General features: G+C 42.6%; 17 protein-coding genes, 4 pseudogenes and 1 riboswitch. Of the genes and pseudogenes, 13 read left to right on the top strand and 8 right to left on the bottom strand.

Annotation, left to right across the window (positions count from 1 at the left end; translation table 11 throughout):
• Positions 1–7: 7 nt before the first annotated feature.
• Positions 8–1087: a phytoene/squalene synthase family protein gene (locus tag K6984_RS19250; RefSeq protein ID WP_221896992.1), complete on the bottom strand. Its 1080-nt coding sequence runs from the start codon at positions 1085–1087 to the stop codon at positions 8–10.
• Between the two features lie 367 nt (positions 1088–1454).
• Here K6984_RS19250 and hpnH point away from each other — a divergent pair, with 367 nt between their 5' ends.
• The 7 genes from hpnH to K6984_RS19225 all read left to right on the top strand — a co-directional run bounded on the left by hpnH (position 1455) and on the right by K6984_RS19225 (position 5414).
• Complete coding sequence (gene hpnH, locus K6984_RS19245; protein ID WP_221896991.1) at positions 1455–2546, top strand: adenosyl-hopene transferase HpnH; 1092 nt, start codon at positions 1455–1457, stop codon at positions 2544–2546.
• Between the two features lie 100 nt (positions 2547–2646).
• Positions 2647–2790 carry a hypothetical protein gene (locus K6984_RS31405; RefSeq protein WP_230988185.1) on the top strand — a complete coding sequence of 48 codons (144 nt, stop codon included), beginning with the start codon at positions 2647–2649 and terminating at the stop codon, positions 2788–2790.
• Between the two features lie 126 nt (positions 2791–2916).
• Positions 2917–3258 (top strand): glycosyltransferase, encoded by a 342-nt coding sequence (locus tag K6984_RS31400; protein ID WP_230988195.1) that lies wholly within the window; start codon positions 2917–2919, stop codon positions 3256–3258.
• Positions 3243–3431 carry a hypothetical protein gene (locus K6984_RS31395; protein ID WP_230988184.1) on the top strand — a complete coding sequence of 63 codons (189 nt, stop codon included), beginning with the start codon at positions 3243–3245 and terminating at the stop codon, positions 3429–3431. The genes K6984_RS31400 and K6984_RS31395 overlap by 16 nt, the downstream gene beginning before the upstream one ends.
• A gap of 30 nt (positions 3432–3461) precedes the next feature.
• The gene (locus K6984_RS19235) at positions 3462–4046 is read left to right on the top strand and encodes an ABC transporter substrate-binding protein (RefSeq protein ID WP_230988194.1); all 585 of its coding nucleotides are present in this window, start codon (positions 3462–3464) and stop codon (positions 4044–4046) included.
• Between the two features lie 18 nt (positions 4047–4064).
• Positions 4065–4850 (top strand): MlaA family lipoprotein, encoded by a 786-nt coding sequence (locus K6984_RS19230; protein WP_230988193.1) that lies wholly within the window; start codon positions 4065–4067, stop codon positions 4848–4850.
• 3 nt (positions 4851–4853) lie between these two features.
• A complete protein-coding gene (locus tag K6984_RS19225) occupies positions 4854–5414 on the top strand; it encodes a DUF1415 domain-containing protein (protein WP_221896988.1) in 561 nt (186 codons plus the stop codon).
• A gap of 27 nt (positions 5415–5441) precedes the next feature.
• On the opposite strand, the gene hflD is transcribed toward K6984_RS19225, so the two are convergent.
• Together hflD and K6984_RS19215 are read right to left on the bottom strand one after the other, a co-directional pair.
• Positions 5442–6086, bottom strand: coding sequence for a high frequency lysogenization protein HflD (gene hflD / locus K6984_RS19220; RefSeq protein ID WP_221896987.1), 645 nt, complete (start codon positions 6084–6086; stop codon positions 5442–5444).
• Between the two features lie 4 nt (positions 6087–6090).
• Positions 6091–6537 (bottom strand): rhodanese-like domain-containing protein, encoded by a 447-nt coding sequence (locus tag K6984_RS19215; protein ID WP_221896986.1) that lies wholly within the window; start codon positions 6535–6537, stop codon positions 6091–6093.
• A gap of 128 nt (positions 6538–6665) precedes the next feature.
• On the opposite strand from K6984_RS19215, the gene K6984_RS19210 reads away from it, so the two are divergent.
• From K6984_RS19210 to K6984_RS19195, 4 genes and pseudogenes are all read left to right on the top strand, one after another.
• On the top strand, positions 6666–6875 hold the full coding sequence (locus K6984_RS19210) for a heavy-metal-associated domain-containing protein (RefSeq protein WP_221896985.1): 210 nt from the start codon (positions 6666–6668) through the stop codon (positions 6873–6875).
• Positions 6876–7042: 167 nt separating this feature from the next.
• Positions 7043–9367, top strand: a complete 2325-nt coding sequence (locus K6984_RS19205) for a heavy metal translocating P-type ATPase (protein WP_230988183.1) — start codon at positions 7043–7045, stop codon at positions 9365–9367.
• 456 nt (positions 9368–9823) lie between these two features.
• Positions 9824–10873 (top strand): UDP-3-O-(3-hydroxymyristoyl)glucosamine N-acyltransferase, encoded by a 1050-nt coding sequence (gene lpxD, locus K6984_RS19200; protein WP_221896984.1) that lies wholly within the window; start codon positions 9824–9826, stop codon positions 10871–10873.
• A 257-nt stretch (positions 10874–11130) separates the two neighbouring features.
• Positions 11131–11490: pseudogene (locus tag K6984_RS19195) on the top strand (Fic family protein); the annotation flags it as partial.
• 28 nt (positions 11491–11518) lie between these two features.
• Here K6984_RS19195 and K6984_RS19190 read toward each other — a convergent pair.
• Together K6984_RS19190 and K6984_RS19185 are read right to left on the bottom strand one after the other, a co-directional pair.
• Positions 11519–11701 (bottom strand): hypothetical protein, encoded by a 183-nt coding sequence (locus tag K6984_RS19190; protein ID WP_221896983.1) that lies wholly within the window; start codon positions 11699–11701, stop codon positions 11519–11521.
• A 604-nt stretch (positions 11702–12305) separates the two neighbouring features.
• On the bottom strand, positions 12306–12650 hold the full coding sequence (locus K6984_RS19185) for a hypothetical protein (RefSeq protein ID WP_221896982.1): 345 nt from the start codon (positions 12648–12650) through the stop codon (positions 12306–12308).
• Between the two features lie 128 nt (positions 12651–12778).
• Here K6984_RS19185 and K6984_RS19180 point away from each other — a divergent pair.
• Positions 12779–13279: pseudogene (locus tag K6984_RS19180) on the top strand (IS30 family transposase); the annotation flags it as partial.
• A 359-nt stretch (positions 13280–13638) separates the two neighbouring features.
• On the opposite strand, the gene K6984_RS19175 reads toward K6984_RS19180, so the two are convergent.
• A complete protein-coding gene (locus tag K6984_RS19175) occupies positions 13639–14208 on the bottom strand; it encodes a hypothetical protein (protein ID WP_221896980.1) in 570 nt (189 codons plus the stop codon).
• Between the two features lie 15 nt (positions 14209–14223).
• Positions 14224–16056, bottom strand: a complete 1833-nt coding sequence (locus K6984_RS19170; RefSeq protein WP_221896979.1) for a TonB-dependent receptor domain-containing protein — start codon at positions 16054–16056, stop codon at positions 14224–14226.
• A 107-nt stretch (positions 16057–16163) separates the two neighbouring features.
• Positions 16164–16373, bottom strand: a riboswitch (cobalamin riboswitch).
• A gap of 523 nt (positions 16374–16896) precedes the next feature.
• Here K6984_RS19170 and tnpA point away from each other — a divergent pair.
• A pseudogene (gene tnpA / locus K6984_RS19165) lies at positions 16897–17138 on the top strand (IS200/IS605 family transposase).
• Positions 17139–17186: 48 nt separating this feature from the next.
• On the opposite strand, the pseudogene K6984_RS19160 reads toward tnpA, so the two are convergent.
• Positions 17187–17705 (bottom strand): annotated as a pseudogene (locus K6984_RS19160) (IS701 family transposase); the annotation flags it as partial.

The raw sequence follows: 17705 nt of genomic DNA, 5'->3' as shown, positions 1-17705 counted from the left end.
GTGCGACTTACTTGTTTGCTTGATATTGCCAGTCTTTGCAGACCAGATTTTTACTTTTTAGATCAAAAAGTAGCGAGAGTAATAAGTTGCTACGGCCAATAATCCTGGTTGTCAGAATAGTCTGCTTAACACTTTTACGTGTGATTTTGACTTCACTGGAATCCTTGAAATTCAGGTTTTGTTTAATTTCATTGAGGGTGAGTACTGCCATACCTAATGCCCACAGACAGAAGTTACGCATGCCGGTTTCATTACGTGGTAGTAGCTGAGTATAAGTGAGGGCATCTTTTAAATGGCCTTGCGCGATGCTGATCAGATGTTCTAAGCCGAGGCGAAATTCAGCACTATCGGTAGCTGTATTCAGTTTTTTCAGGTCAAAGCCTGTTTCTGTAAAAATATCCTGGGGTAGCCAGCACACGCCTCGCTCGGCATCATCCCAGATGTCTTTTAAAATATTGGTCATCTGCAAGCCTTGGCCAAAGGAAACAGATAATTCCAGTAACTGTTCGCGGTGTTGGTCAATTGCGGGTGAGTAATGGCAGAATAATTTTGCCAGCATTTCACCCACACAGCCTGCAACATAATAACAATATTCATTCATATCCTGCAGGGTTGCCAGACCACCCTTTAAATCCATGCCCTGATACACAGGCATGCCTTTTGCCATGGTTTCAACGCAGTTGAGTAGTGCATCAATTTGTTCAGGGGCAAAGCTATGGGTAATCTCGATTACCCGGGGGGTTAGCTGGATAAGTACGTGTTCAGCTGGAATGGTCTGGCCTGATAGAAGTGGTGCCAGGTCTGTTGCAAAACCAATTGCATCTTCACCTGTTCTAACGACGTCTATAAAGCGGCTACAGAATTCCAGCTTTTGCTCAAAGTTCAGAGAAACTTCATCTTCAACGGTATCTACGATGCGGCATAGCAGGTAAGCATTTGCTACGGCAGAGTATAATCCTGCTGGTAGCTGGGGAATGGTTAGTGCGAATGTGCGCGACACGCCTTCAAGTAATATAGCCTGAAATTCATCAACAGAGGCAGCTAAAAGCGATTCTGGGTTTTCAAGTGAAATTTGAGAGTCAGTCATGCAGTCTGTATATTTTTAAGGTGTAGTAGTTGGAAAAAACAAAATTTAGTGGCAAATTATAGACTGTCTGTGGCGTAAACACAAAAGATGTTGTTTTTTTGCGAAAAAGTTACATTTTTGTCGTATAAATAATCCGCTAGATTGCACGTATTGGCAATTTAATGACTGAGATTTTGTTGTTTTTATGAGAAAAAATCGCTTTCAAACTGGTGTTGGTCTTTTAAAAATAGTATGCTAGGCAGTTATTAGGAATTGTTAATGGAAGTCTGCAGCGGATTTTAAAGACTATTTTCCAGCTTTTCTTTTTTGTTGCATATTTGCAACTTTATTAAGTTATCACTATTTACCAGATTTGGAGTTAAAGTTTATGGGTGTTCCATTAAGACAGCAGATAGCTGTGGGTACATATTTAATGAAGCAAAAATTCAAAGGGGTGGGTAAGTACCCTTTGGTATTAATGTTAGAGCCTTTATTCCGTTGTAATCTGGAGTGTGCAGGTTGCGGAAAAATTGCTTACCCTGACGATATTTTAAACAAGCGCCTATCCGTTGAAGAATGTTTGCAGGCAGTGGATGAATGTGGTGCGCCGATGGTGTCTATTCCTGGTGGAGAGCCTTTAATCCACAAAGAAATGCCCGAAATTGTTGCCGGTATCGTTAAGCGTAAGAAGTTTATTTATCTTTGTACCAATGCCTTGTTGTTAAAAAAGAAAATCAAGGATTACACCCCGTCGCCGTATCTGACTTTTTCTGTGCATCTTGATGGTAATCAAGCTAGGCATGATGCCTCGGTGTGCCAGGATGGAATATTCGATATTGCGGTAGAAGCCATCAAAATGGCGCTAGACAAAGGCTTTAGAGTAACTATTAACTGCACCTTATTTCAGGGAGAAACATCGCAGGAAGTTGCTGATTTTCTGGATTATGCAACAAAGTTAGGTGTTGAAGGAATTACCATGGCACCGGGTTTTAGTTATGAAGATGCACCGGATCAGGACTCATTTATTTCCAGTCAGGCGGCAAAAGAGTTATTCCGGGGTATTTTCGCTATTGGAAAGAATAAAAACTGGAAATTAAATCACTCTTCGCTTTACCTGGACTTTCTTGCCGGTAATCAGCAATACGATTGCACACCGTGGGGTAATCCAACGCGTAATGTTTTTGGCTGGCAGAAGCCTTGTTATTTATTATCTGATGAAGGCTATGTCGATAGCTTTCAGGAAATGATGGATAGTACTGACTGGGATAAATATGGCGCGGGAAAAAATCCTAAGTGCGAAGGCTGTATGGCGCATTGTGGCTATGAAGCGACAGCTGTAGAAGATACTCTAGCGCATCCTTTGAAAGCACTGGGTGCAGCGATACGCGGACCGAGAACGGAAGGGGGTATAGTGCAGGTGCCGACGTTTAAGCCTGCGACGCCGACACTGAATGATATACCGGTAAAAGTAGAAGTCTAAGCTTGTTACTACGCTAATGACTGAGGTAGTCGCTGGGCTGTCGGCTTTTATCTGGATGCTTACTGCACTGCTTCCGTGGCAGTCGTGGCGTTGCAGAGAAATGCTGGAAGTCGTTCAGCAACAGGCGCTGGATTTAAGCGATATAACGGTGGTTATTCCTGCGCGCAATGAAGCCGATGTTATTGCTGGTACGCTGCAAGGCTTGAAGGTGCAAGGACAGGGCTTGCCATATTATTCTGGTTGATGATGAGTCGACTGATGGTACGGCAGAAACTGCGCAACAGGCAGGGCTGAATAATTTACAGGTAATCAGTTCTGCACCGCTGGCTGGAGCGGAAAATTATGGGCGCAGGAGCAGGGCTTGCAGGCGGTGCAAACGCGGCTAACTTTATTGCTGGATGCAGATATTTTACTTATGCTGGGCTTGTTAGCTGCTTTAAAAGCAAAGCGTGATGCAGAGGGCTTGCAGTTTGTCTCCCTGATGGCGATGCTTCAAGTCGATAGTCTTTGGGAAAAAATGCTGATGCTCGCATTTATTTACTTTTTTAAAATGCTCTATCCCTTTGCACTGGCGAATAAGCCCGAGAGTAAAGTGGCTGCAGCTGCAGGTGGATGTATCCTGGTGGATACTCAGGCGTTGCATGTAATAGGGGGTATGGCGTGTTTAACTTTACCGGGATTGCCTGGCTGTTTTCTATGCTTGCGCTTTTAATTATGTTGGGGCTTTATCTGCCTACTTTACGTTTTTATGCGCTCAACAGGATGTGGGCTTTGTGTATGCCAGTGATTGCTGGCTTGTATTTATTAATGACCTGGACATCTGCCATGCGTTACTGGCGAGGCGAGCGTTCACGCTGGAAAGGTCGAATTTATCAGAAAGGTTAAGACAGAATGATGCCAATTAGAAAAGTGATAATGATGTTTTTTTTATTTTGTTTTACTTCGACAGGGTTTGCAGAGGATGCTGAAACAGCAGCTGCAACTAAGGTGGTAACCGACTTTCAGGCAGTGATACTGAATGTCATGCAGCAGGGAGACAAGCTTGATTTTGAGCAGCGCTTTGCAATATTTAAACCCGCAGTAATCAAGAGCCATGATTTAACTAAAATTACTCGTATTGTGGTTAGCAAAGAATGGAAGACGCTAACAACCGAGCAGAAAAAAGAGCTCATCCGAAAGTTTAGCACTTTAAGTATTGCATCCTATGCGCATTATTTTAATAGTTTCTCGGGACAAAGTTTTAAGGTTGTATCGGCCAAGCAATTATCTCCAGGGCAAATTTATGTGCATACATTTTTAGTGCTACCAGATGATAAAGATGTCAGTATGGATTATCTGTTGAAAAAGACCGGCGATGACTGGCGCATTATCAATATCATAACCCAGGGAGTCAGTGACCTAGCGTTGAAACGCTCTGAGTATGTTGCGGTGATACAAAGATCAGGTTTTGATGCATTATTAACGGAGCTTTCTGCTAAAATTGAGAAATTCTCTAATTAACCAGTTTTTTGCTTTTTGATGATTCGACAATTATCGCGTTTTTTAGCTGTTGCGGGCATTTTTTTATTAGTCGCCTGTGCCAGCAATAGCGAACCTAAAGAAAAAGAAGTAGTCGTCATTAATCCTGATGATCCACATGAGCGTATTAACCGTAAAACCTATGCATTTAATAGAGGTGTAGATACTTATATTTCTTCACCGCTAGCCACTGTTTATCAGTTTGTTCTTCCGGACTTGGTAAGTGGCACCATTGCCAATTTCTTTACTAATCTAAAAGAGCCCAGAACTGTGATCAATGATGCTTTACAGGGAAAAGAGAGGCCAGCAGGTGAAGACTTTGAGCGCTTTGTTATCAATTCATTACTGGGCTTAGGTGGCTTGATCGATGTCGCCAGCTATGCAGAAATTGAGTATCATGAAGAAGATTTTTCGCAAACCATGGCCGTCTGGGGAGTACCGCGTGGCGAGTATGTGGTTATCCCGGTATTAGGCCCTTCGTCTTATCGAGGCATTCCCGGAAAGATTGTTGATGCTGCTGCCAGTCCAGTTAGTTATCTGGTCTGGCCGATACAGGTATTAGACCTGTTAAATTCACGTTCTAATGCTGACCAGTCGCTAAAATTCATTGACGAGGCTGCGGTTGATCCCTATCTATTTATGCGTGCATCATACATACAATGGCGGGATTACCAGATCTCTGAAGGCGCGAATGCGGAGACAGATATCTTGTTGCCTGAGCTGAATGACTCTTTTGATGATGAAGACCTGGATCTGCTAGATGACGATTTAGATATTAATCTGTAGGCCATGAACATCCAGATTAAACAGGTCATTGTGCAAACCCGCTATTGGCTAGAGCATGTCGTTATCGGGCTTAATTTTTGCCCCTTTGCCAAGTCTGTTTTTGAGCAGGGTAAAATCCATTTTCAAGTCAGTGATGCAGAGTCGCTGGAGTGTTGCCTGGAAAACCTGATCATTGAAGCTAAACGGCTGGACACACAGGCTGAAATAGCAACCACATTACTTATTTTCACAAATTCATTACAGGACTTCGATAATTTTCTGGATGTGCTGGATATCGCGAATGAGGAAATGCATGAGCAGGGTTATGAAGGCGTCTACCAATTAGCCAGCTTTCACCCAGATTATTGTTTTGCAGAGTGCGATGCAGATGATCCGGAAAATTTTACCAATCGGGCACCTTACCCAATCTTCCATTTGCTTAGAGAGCAAAGTATCGAATCTGCTTTAGCGCAATATAAAAATCCGGAAAATATTCCCCGGAATAACATCCGGCTTACCCGCGAAATGGGGATCAAGAAAATGCAAGGTTTACTGGAGCAGGCTATACAGGCTGGTAAAGAATAAGGCCTAGGTAGAGCGGACTTCAGTCCGCTATGAGGCCGTTTTTTCTTCACCTAATTCGGCTAATAAAAAATCAATTTCGGTACGAATTTTTTGTCTAAAAAATATAAAGCGCCAGCGGCTCCCGCCACATTGCTTCCATAACATGGCCGAACGTATGCCACTCAATAATAGTGCCCTGATCTTGTTAATCACATCCGGTGATGAGAGATAGGTCTGGTCGCCATTAACCATAATACGCGGGGACATGGTGCTAATGGTACTATGATAAATATCCGCCAGATTGGCAATAACATTTTCATGCATTAGTCCAAAGTGCTCGCTTTGAGCCTGGGCGACTTTGAGTTTGTCGCGTACTGTTTTTAGCATCGCTTGATTGGCCGAAAAACCAGTTTCCAGAAACACCAGCGAAGCGGCATACCGAGCAACTTCGGGATTAGGGACGCTATGAGTTTTGAATTGCATCTGCAACTGTTCCAGCCCCAGCTTAACCCCCGAGAGTCCGCCATAGATATCTACCGGATTTTCCGGGTCCAGGGCGAGCAAACTACCCAGGCTGGCCTGAATGACATTTTTATCAGCTTTGCCGGTTGTTGCCAGTTGTTGTACCAGATAAGTTGCCTGGGCGATGCCTGCAAGCGCAATTGTTTGATAGGTTATGGTTTTGAAAGACATGGGTTTAACAAGTTTGGGTGGGAGTACACACTTTTTCTGTAGGACGCTGTTCTTTTATCCATGATGAAATACCATTTTGTAAGTGCGATACATTCGACATATTAAGCTTTTCGCTTAAAAGTTTTCCTACTCTACCACTACGCCCACCTGAGTGACAGACTAATATTATTTCCTGATTGGGTGATGTTTGTAATTTTTGCACTTCAGCCAACCATTGTTGGGTATTGTACTTGCCATTTTGATCAAAGAAGCTGAGTGGATGACTCCCCGGTATTATCCCGGTATTCTGCCATTCCTGGGGAGTGCGTATGTCGATAACCAGCGCGTCTTTTGTTAAGTCGCTGTTTAGCTGGTCAGGCGTTAAATTAGTGAGTTCCGCAGCGCTAAGTAAATGACTGCTGAATAAAAAGAAAAAAAGAAGTGTGTAGCTGATTAAATTTTTATGATGCATGGGCTGAGATCTAAATAAGAGAATAATTTATTCACCCGAGGTGAATTTCCTGGTAATTTATATCATGATTAATGTTTATCAGTCGAGTATGATATACAGTTAACTTATAATCAACTTGGGAACTAGCAATGACAACAGTAAAACTAAAAGTAACTGGAATGAAATGTGGTGGTTGTGAAAACACAATTAAACAGGCATTAATGGCTAAAGATGGTGTTATTTCTGTCGATGGCAATCACAGTGAAGATTGGGTAGAAGTAGAGTTTGATGAAGCAGTGATTGAAGAGGATGATGTTATCGAAATTATTGAAGATGCAGGGTTTACCGTAGTTGATTAAACTATTTTGGTAATAAATCCTGGCGTCATGATTGCTGTAGTACAGCACCGTGTTGAACTCATTCATAGATAACTATAATTTATTTTTAAATTAGTGGTCTATGAAACACCTTATCCATTAAACCAACACGGCGCTGCACTAGTTTGTAACGAAATGAGAGAATTAGTATGAGCGAAGATAATACTACTATAACTGCGGATGCTAGCGATCCAGAAATTCGCTTGTCAGTCTTAGGCATGAGTTGTGCTGGATGCGTAGCAGCTGTAGAAACAGCCTTAAATTCGGTGCCCGGTGTTACGTCGGTTACAGTGAACTTTGCTGATCACTCGGCCATTGTTAAAGGTGATGTCGATGCTGATTTACTGAAAAAATCGTTGCAAGACTCAGGCTATGATGGTGCTGTTATGGAGGGCTTTGAAGACCCTGCCGAGCAGGAAGAACAGGAAATGGCACGTTATCGGCAATTAGTCCGCAAGGCAACAGTGGCGGCCATATTTGGTATACCACTCATGGTCGTTGGCCATTTTGGAGGTGTCCCTGATATAGGCTCCGAAACGGGCAATTGGTTCTGGCCCGAAGTCGCATTGATTACTCTGGCTATCTTGATTTATTCCGGTGGGCAATTTCTTGTCGGCGCGTGGAAGTCAATCCTGGTCAGGCAGGCGAATATGGACACTCTGATCGCTTTAGGAACAGGTGCTGCCTGGTTATATTCCTGTGTGGTGATTGATTATTCTGAATACTTACCTTCACTTTCCGCGCACGCGTATTTTGAAGCATCAATTATTATTCTGGCCTTTATTAATTTTGGGCAAGCTCTGGAAACCAAAGCCCGGGGCAAGACATCCAGCGCGATTCGTGCTTTGATTGGCTTGCAGCCACGTACCGCGAGAGTGGTTCGTGATGGGCAGGAACTGGATATTCCCATCGAAGAAGTGGGCTTAGGTGAAACCTTGCGTGTTCGTCCGGGCGAAAAAATTGCGGTGGATGGTGAGCTGATAGAAGGGCATTCTACCGTCGATGAGTCCATGCTGACCGGTGAACCTTTACCCGTAGAAAAAGTGGTTGGTGCGACTGTTGCCGCAGGTACCATGAATCAGCAGGGTAGTTTTCTGTACCAGGCGACCCGGATTGGGCGAGATACCGCTTTGGCGCAAATTATTAAAAGCGTACGTCAGGCACAGGGTAGTAAGCCAGAATTAGCAAAACTAGCCGATAAGATTGCCAGTATTTTCGTCCCGGTGGTGGTGTGTATTTCTATCCTGACTTTTATGATTTGGAATATTTGGGGGCCAGAGCCATCATTAGGCTATGCCTTTGTAACTGCTATGACTGTATTAGTGATCGCCTGTCCTTGTGCGTTAGGACTGGCAACGCCTATTTCGGTGATGGTTGCAGTAGGAAGTTCGGCGCAATCTGGAATCCTGATTCGCAATGGTGATGGCTTGCAAGTTGCAGGCAAAATCACCACCCTGGTACTGGATAAAACCGGCACAGTCACCGCAGGCAAGCCGACAGTATCCACGATTGAAGCACTGGCTGATTTTTCGGCAGATAAGGTCTTGCAATTAGCGGCAAGCATAGAAAAAGGCTCGGAACATCCTTTGGCATCAGCGATTATGGATGCTGCGGATAAAAAGTCCTTAAAATTAACGCGTGCGAAGAAATTTACTGCAGTTGCAGGGCATGGCGTCTCGGCAATAATTAAGGGTCAAGCTGTGTTATTTGGTAATGAAGCGCTGATGCAAGAGCAGGGCGTTAGCTATGAAGCATTTACAGATAAAATGCTGGCGCTATCAAAGCAAGGCCAAACAGCGATGTTTTTAGCGGTCGATAAGAAAATTGCCGGTATTATTGCGGTGGCTGATCCAATTAAAGTGGACTCCGCCGAAGCTATAGTTAAACTGCAAAAGCAGGGTGTACGCGTTTTAATGGTGACTGGCGATAATGCGGTGACTGCAGATGCAATCGCCAAACAGGCGGGTATTAGCGAAGTACGGGCACAGGTTTTACCGGAAGATAAGGCTGCGATTGTCAAAGAGTTACAGCAAGCTGGGCAGGTAGTAGGTATGGTTGGTGATGGTATCAACGATGCACCCGCGCTCGCTCAGGCTGATGTGGGTATAGCGATTGGTACCGGTACTGATGTGGCGATCGAAAGTGCAGATATTGTGATCCTGCAAGGCTCATTACAAAAAGTACCTGAAGCTATGTTGTTGTCTAAAGCGACGGTGGCTAATATTCAGCAGAACCTGTTTGGTGCCTTTATTTATAATTCACTTAGCATACCCATTGCCGCAGGCTTGTTGTACCCGGTATTTGGTATTTTATTAAGCCCAATGATAGCTGGTGCAGCGATGGCAATGTCTTCAGTAACCGTAGTTGCCAATGCTAACCGCTTGCGCTGGATGAATCTGGATGATACCGGTAAAGACGATTACAAACAGCAGGTTTTAGAGCTGGTTGAGGCTTTTAAAAAGAGCTTGGCATAAGGCTGGCAGAAAAACTGCTTCTCAGTTGTGAGCGAAGCAGTCTTTTCTTGGTCTTAAGAATTTATTCTGACTAACCCTGATTTAACGCGGTTGTGCATCAGCTGTAAATATTGTTGCTCTGCGGCGAGCTAGTCTTGCATGTCCTGATCGGGGTTAAATTCGTGCTTTAAAGAGTTGAAATAAGCAGCGTCAGAAATCCATTTATGTTTTTGTACTTGATTATTACTCATGATACCAGGGTTCGTATTTTGAATATTTGCAGGAGGCACTCTAACGAGCCAATTCATTCTACCCACCCTGCCTTATAAAAAGCAACTATATGACAGCATAAAATATGTTGTAAAGCATAAGTGAATTGCTGTTGCAGGTTGTTTATTGCTAAAAACTTTAAACTTGGAAAATCAGGCTTAATGCTCTTTCATACTTTGAGTTATCTCTACATACCAGGAAAATAAAATGCAAATGCGTTTAGCAGATATTCAGCAACATGTGGGCGGCGAAATGGCTGGCGATACCAATGTTGTCGTTACAGCCGTCAACTCACTGGAATTGGCCGTGTCGGGTGAAATTGCCTATGCTGAGAATGACAAGTATCTAGCCATTGCCAAGCAAAGCAATGCCTCAATTATCATCGTACCGAAAGGTTTTCCTGAGCTGGCTGGTAAAAACATCTTAAAAGTAGATAAGCCGAAAGAGACCTTTATCGGCATTATGATGATGTTTGATGATGCAGGCGTGGCGTTTTCAGGCATTCATCCCAGCGCCGTAATTGCTGAAAAGCAAGTGAATATTGCAAGGTCTGTTGCTATCGCTGCCCATGTTTGCATCCAGGAAAATGTAACGATCGGTGCGAATACCAGTATCGACTCCAATACGCATATTGCACATGATGTGGTTATAGGCGAGCATTGCAAGATCGGCCCGAATGTAAGCATTCTATCTAAGGTTACGCTGGGACATAATGTGACTATTCATGCAGGTACAGTGATTGGCGGTGAAGGCTTTGGTTACTTCTGGGATGGCCAGCAACAAAAAAGAGTACCGCAATTAGGTGTGGTAATTATTGAAGATAATGTCGAAATTGGCTGCAACACCTGCATCGATAGAGCGACTTTTGGTATGACCCGGATCGGTAAAGGCACTAAAATTGATAATCTGGTACAGATTGCGCATAACAACGATATCGGCGAACATTGTATTATCGTCTCCCATGTCGGTCTGTCGGGCAGCGTTACATTAGGCAAGCGTGTAACCTTAGCCGGGCAGGTGGGAATTGCCGATCATATCACTATGGGCGATGGCTCTACTGCTGCCGCAAGAACCGGGATTTCCAAAGATGTAAAGCCTAATCAAATTGTCTGGGGTGCACCTAATCGACCTATTAAACAAGTCATGCGCGAAATGGCGAGTATTCCTAAATTACCTGCTCTATTGGGGCAGGTGAAAAATATCCTGAAACGCTTAACTGATGTGGAACAAAAGCTATCTCGTCTGGGTAAGGAATAAAAAGGTTATTTATTTTGTAACTGAAGTTTCCCAATTATTGAGTAGCTGAAATACACAATGCTGGTGTATCGAGGTTTATTTTAGGTGGTTTTGCCATGTTTATAGCAAACCCCTACTTAATTCCCCTTAGGCAATAGCATTTGAAACGAATGAAAAGACTGTTTTTTCATATAGTTGTAGCATAGTTTCAATTTTACCATAAATAATTATTGGGAAACTTCAGTTTTGTAACTACTCAGCTTCGCTGAGTAGTTACAGAAGAAGCTACAATGCTTCTAAATCACAAGGATGCCTTAAATTACCTGTTAGATAATAAAGATATAGCAAAAGATCTTAATTTAAGGGTTCTGGAAGAAATTCACTCACTACTGATTAAAGATTTGGATGTAAGCAGAAATATTCGTTCCCGATCCGTGGGTATTTCTGGCGCCGCGTATAAACCACTCGATAATGAACACCAAATCAAAGAAAGCCTGGAGCGAATGTGCTCTTTGATCAATGCCAGAGTTGATGGTTTTGAAAAGGCTTTATTGGCTGTCGTGCTCAACTAATATATTCAATCTTTTGAAGATGGTAACAAGCGCACTGCTAGAATGATAAGTAATGCTCTGCTCATCCGCTGAAAATCATGGAAACGGAGCTTAGCTAAGTGGTGATTTTTAGCCCCTGATAGGCGACAGGGCAATTCGCTGATTCGACGTGTGCTAGCAGCACGCGAGAGGAGCAAGAATTGCATTCCGAATAGCCGTCCAGCGAGTGAGGTAGTAATGACGAAGCTGCTTTTGTGCGTAGTCGTTGCGGACGCAGGGCGTTCAGGGCATCTCCCATCCGCTGCGTAGGTGAACGAATTATGGCTACAGGAGTCCCAGAATTTCGTGAGGTAGCATGGCGCGCCTGTTTTTAGACACACCAATCCTTCCGTAAGACCACTTTCTTTAAGCTTAACCCATCTTCGTCACTATTGATGATGTAGTTGTTATAAATCAATTGGTTGAAATTTTAAAAAGTAGCCAGTTGGCACTACAGATTTTGTGTTTTTGTATAAAACGTTGGATTTTTTAGAGTATTTTTGTCGCATGTAGATTACACTCAAATAATGATGATTTTTTTGACAAAAGTCAATGAATTTATCGACAAAAATAATATAAATGGCACTACAAAACTTTCAAAAAAAACACCATTGATTTTAAAGAGAATTTTTCGACAAAAAATCGCTTAAACCGATGAATCAATGGCTTAGAAAGATGAAAGTGACGAAGATGGGTTAAGCGGCTTGCTTTTTTTCTTCGGCCAATCGTTGCCGTTCCATGCCCCGTTTGATGGCACCTATTTTTTGTATATTTCTTGATATACTTCACGCGATCACGGATGCGGAAAATATAGTGAGCTGATTTTTGTCGAGAGCAAGGTGCTGAAACTAGCGCATAGCTGGCTACGGTCTGCCACGAGAGAAAATTTTTTTTATTTTTGCTCGTAACTGTAAGAAAGATGAAGGATGGCCCTTCGGTGACGACTTCCAGTAGTCGTTATCAAGCCACCGTGAGTTGCGTTGATTAAGAGTCAGGGTGATAAGTGTCACGGGAAAAGGCAGGACAAAGATTCTGCCAGGTGTGAAATTTGGAGATGAGCGTAAGCGAACCACCAACGCTGTCAGCCCCGGAAGGGCTGATAGTCTCCAGAAGGCGCAGGGAAATTTGCCAATCCGAAGTGCGCGATAGCGCGCGAGGGAGGCTAAAATTTTATCCCGAATAGCCGTAGAGCCATTTGTGGTAGCCATGACTGAGCTGCTTTGTGCTCAGTCTGTGGCGGACGCAGGGCGGCTGGAGCATCTCCTATTCGCTGCGTAGGTGAACGAATTACGGCGACAGGAGTCCCGGAATTTCGTGAGGTAGCATGGCGCGCCTGGTAGTTGATGATAAAACACGATTAGGTGATTGGGAAGCTGATACTGTCATTGGTAAAGGGCATCGCGGGGTTTTGGTGACGCTGACTGAGCGTGTATCAAAACTGAACTTTGCAGTCTCAATTATGCGGAAAGAACCTGAATTGACGAAAGATGCAATTATTGAAGTGCTTACACCTTTTAAGCAGTGGGTACACACGATCACATTTGATAATGGTCGTGAATTTTGCGGGCATCAAGCAATTGCAAAGACACTCGGTTGCAGCACTTATTTTGCCAAACCTTATCATTCATGGCAAAGAGGCTTAAATGAAAACCATAATGGTTTATTAAGGCAATATTTTCCAAAAAACGAACCCTTGGATACGGTGACTCAAGAGGAGGTTGACAGTGCTATTACAGCACTCAACCATCGCCCAAGAAAAACCTTAAACTACAAAACACCCTGGGAAGTTTTTTGCAAAATGACCGGAATGAATTTAAATACTGAAGTTTCCCAATAATTATTTATGGTAAAATTGAAACTATGCTACAACTATATGAAAAAAGTAGTCTTTTCATTCGTTTCAAATGCTATTGCCTAAGGGGAATTAAGTAGGGGTTTGCTATAAACATGGCAAAACCACCTAAAATAAACCTCGATACACCAGCATTGTGTATTTCAGCTACTCAATAATTGGGAAACTTCAGTTTAAATATATCACAGGGTGTTGCATTTATAGCTTGAATCCGGGAAATACCAAAAAGGGATACTCAGAATCTTCAGTTGTGACTTGGGATGTTATTATACCATAATATATTGTTTCAAAAGGGTATTATTTATTTCGTGCAAGCACTATCTAGTCATAAAGGCTATTTCCGTTTACGCCGTTTTATAGGCTTCTGGGTATAGCATCTGCATCAACCAAGTAAAAACTAAAACACCAAGACTGTAGATAAGCGTAGAGCCTACATAGGCGGGATAGTATTTTGCTACTCGCTCTGCATATTGTACAAGCGATAGATCAGGGAACTTGCCTGAAAGCAGGTAAAAGCTGCCATTAGAAATTAAAAATGCAATTGAGACGGCAACCAGTAAATAAGCAAGTTGACGCACTAAGTTGAGGCTGTTGAGGGAGCTATATTTTGCGCTCCAGCGTCCAGCAAAAAACATCACCGCATAGGTCGGTATTAAAAAAATATAGGCTGGAGAAATACAATAATCACTCACTTGCCAATGTGCTATCGCAATATAATCCAATAAGCCAGCTTCTACACATAACAGTAGTAAACTCGTGATCCCACCTAAAAAAATCCCGGCGAGGTAGAACACGGCTAGTGAGGCGTCCGGCAAACTAATTGCGCTACCAAAATGGTCAGAGCGCGTCAATGCCATCAATAGTGCCAGTGCAGAAATGTTTAAATATTTAGTATTCTGAGTTATCCAGTTCATATCAAAACCCCTCTGTTAAAGTGAAGGTGTATAACGTACATTAAAGAAAACATTCAATCCAAGTGTATTATACCCTGCTACTGTTTGATATTGGGTATTAAGAATATTATTGATTGCCCCCTGTAACACAACTTGCTCAAAAAACTGATATTCTGCTCTTAAGTCCCAGGTCACAAAACCATCTATGTAACGGGTATTTTGTAAATCATCAAAGCGGTGGCCTTCAACATTAAGTGTCGTGCCTACACTTGCGTTACCGAATTGTCGATCTATATCAAAACGAAAAATTTGCTGCGCACGCCTAGGTAGAATATTGCCAAAAGTTGCTGAATCCAGACTTTTAGGGTTTAGGGCACTATAATTTAGTTGCAGATCAAAACCATAAAATCTTCCTGCCATGATTGCCTCTATTCCCATAATGCGCGCCTTGCTGATATTATTCGGCGCAAAGATAGCACTATCAAAAGCAATCAGGTTGTCAATATAGGTTAAATAACCATTCAGCGACCACTCCCAGTCAAAATGTTCGCCACTTACGCCTATTTCGTAACTTTCCGATTTTTCTGGGTTCAAGTTACTATTGCCAAAACCTGGAAAATAGAGTTCGTTAAAGGTTGGCGCTTTAAAAGCCGTTCCATAAGAAGCCGAGACTAAAATTCCATTGTCAAAAGCATAGCCCCATGAGGCGTTCCAGGTGCTATTTTGTCCAAACTGTTGATTAAAATCACTACGATAGGCGAGAGTGAACTGGTTGTTAGCAAGCTCGCCCTGGTACTGAATAAAAACGGCATGATTATAACGCGACGTTTCAGCATAGCTGGTGGTGCTATCAATGCTATCATTTTGAAAGTCGTAGCCTAGAGAAATCAGGTGCTTATCTGTGATGCTAAAGTTATTCAAGGCTGAAAATGAAACACGCGACGTATCAAAGACGCTTTTCTTAGTACCATTTAAAAAATTTGTGGAATTATCCTGGCTTTCACCTCCTGTTAAATCTATCCGCCAGAAGTCCATCGCCTGTATCGTCGCTTTACCTCCATAAGTAAGCTGTCCAAAGTCTGTTTTATTGACAAAGCTACCATCAAATTCGGTTTCCCCTCCACTATACAAGGCATGACCCTCGATAGTTAGCCAGTCGGTAAGTTGATAGCCGAGACGTAGTGTTCCTGCATAATTTTCATAGCCATCTCTGTCGGGTTCATTGGTAAAACAACCAAAGCCAAAAGCTCCTGCACAGGAATTAAATCCTTCACTCTGTTGATAACTGATATGCACGTTATACCAAGCCTTATCAACGGCACCTGAGACCCCGGCGCCCAGCTTATAGTGAGCATAAGTGCCGACGCCTGCAGTAAACGCCGGAGTAACGGTTGAATCCGAAGAGGTTGCATTGCGGGTATGAATATGAATAATCCCGCCAACAGCATCTGCGCCATAGATACTGGATTTAGGGCCGCGTATTACTTCGATTGACTCGATTTCACTGATTGGCAGATGCTGCCAGGCTGCACCACCAGTTGTTGCAGATCCTGCACGCACGCCATCTATCAAGGCTAAAACATGATCAGACTCGGTACCACGCATAAAGATTGAGGTGGTTTTCCCCAGGCCACCAGTATTGGTAATATTAATCCCCGCAACACCATGCAAGGCCTGTTCGATCGTATTAAGTTGTTTGCGTTCTATATCTTGTCGGGTAATCACTGTGCTAGAAACAAGACGCGAATCGTGTTCGCTGCGGGTCGCCGTAACTGTTAAAGGGGTAAGGCTTCGAATGTTATCATCAGCATACGCTATTGGAGATAATGTGCTGAGTAAGAAAGGAGTAGTAATTAATGATTTTTTCATAAATCCCGCTGTGCCGCCCGCACAAATAAAGTGTAATCACACAGCAGAGAAAAATAACGAAAAATAGCAAAGAAAGGCTAACATATTCCGTTAACAGCCCTCCGCTGCAGCAAATATATTTTCAGGCAGGTCTCCGAGCTTATAAGTATGGATTGCTAAAATCAGACCTTCCCATGCAGTGCACAGTGGTTATGCTTGATTTTAAACTTATTTACCGTTGCGGGGGCAGCGTTGGCATTGGCGTAAAGCCGCACCAAACTTCCCTTTTAACCTTCAGGACAAAAAATCCATCAGGAACCAGAAAAAAGTGATTTTACGCGAATGATAGTTAAATGCAATTTAAAGCTGTATTTGCAAGAAATGAAAGGGAAGCCAGTCAAGATTGTGACTGGCAAATTCAATCATGGTATGGCGTAATTTTGAACTTTCATAGTCAATACCTAAATCTGCTAAGGGAGCTAGAAATAAAAATGTTTCTGAGACCCGTTATTGTATTTATTTTGCTTTTCATTATATTACAACTTAGATAACCGCGCCCTGTGGGCGGGGATAAAAAAATCTTTGCGTAAAGATCTGCTCAAGAGTATCAAGTAGTTAAGTCTGAAGTTTCCCAATAATTATTTATGGTAAAATTGAAACTATGCTACAACTATATGAAAAAAATAGTCTTTTCATTCGTTTCAAATGCTATTGCCTAAGGGGAATTAAGTAGGGGTTTGCTATAAACATGGCAAAACCACCTAAAATAAACCTCGATACACCAGCATTGTGTATTTCAGCTACTCAATAATTGGGAAACTTCAGGTTAAGTTGTTCCCGCAATTTAACTAGGAGAAACAAATGAGCAGATTTCAAAAATTATCACATGTCGTCTGGTTTTGCCCGTACCATATTGTTTTTGTACCAAAATATCGTTATCAAATTTTAAAAGGGCTCTTGGTAAGTATGTTTATCAAAGCATTTATGCTCATACAGAGAGAGCTGGATGTGAAGTTATCGAATTAAATGTACAAACTGATCATGTCCACTTACTTGTAAAAATACCCCCAAGGTTTCAGTATCAGATATATTTGGAAGAGTAAAACTCGATGTTCAAGTTTTTCCATCCCATTGCCATCAAACTCTTACCTTCACCCAGTAGAACAATACTTTAATGATGCTGTTGGCCCTAAGCGCCCTAAATCTCTGCCAATCATATGTTTTCCTGATGGCATCAGTTGAAACACATCCTTTATTAATTCACCTAACTCTTTCAGCTTATCACCAGGATCTGGAAACTCTAGCAATGACGTGATGAACTCAAGCAGTACATCCATTTGAGACTTGCGCTGTAAGCTTCCTACGGTATACGCAGGTAGTTTGCTTTCAATGCGGGCTATTTGCTCTGGGTGAAGGAGAAGGCAATGGTCAAACAAAAGACTCAGAATCAGGCCACGGCTTGATCCCTCTTCATCTAATTGTTTGGCCTCACGCTCCCATCCTTCATAAAGCTTCCAGTCCTCAAAGAAAACCTCAATCAGCCATCTCAACGTATAGGCTTGAATAATATCTTGTGTGCGCCAAGTCAGGTCTGTCGCCACTAAATAGCGATAGTCGTTTTCACCGTCATATTTTAAGGCAATGACAAAGCGTTTTTTACTGTGAGAACT

Source organism: Bathymodiolus japonicus methanotrophic gill symbiont (assembly GCF_019721995.1).
Taxonomy (GTDB): Bacteria; Pseudomonadota; Gammaproteobacteria; order Methylococcales; family Methylomonadaceae; genus Methyloprofundus.
This window is presented reverse-complemented; position numbering and strand designations above follow the sequence as displayed.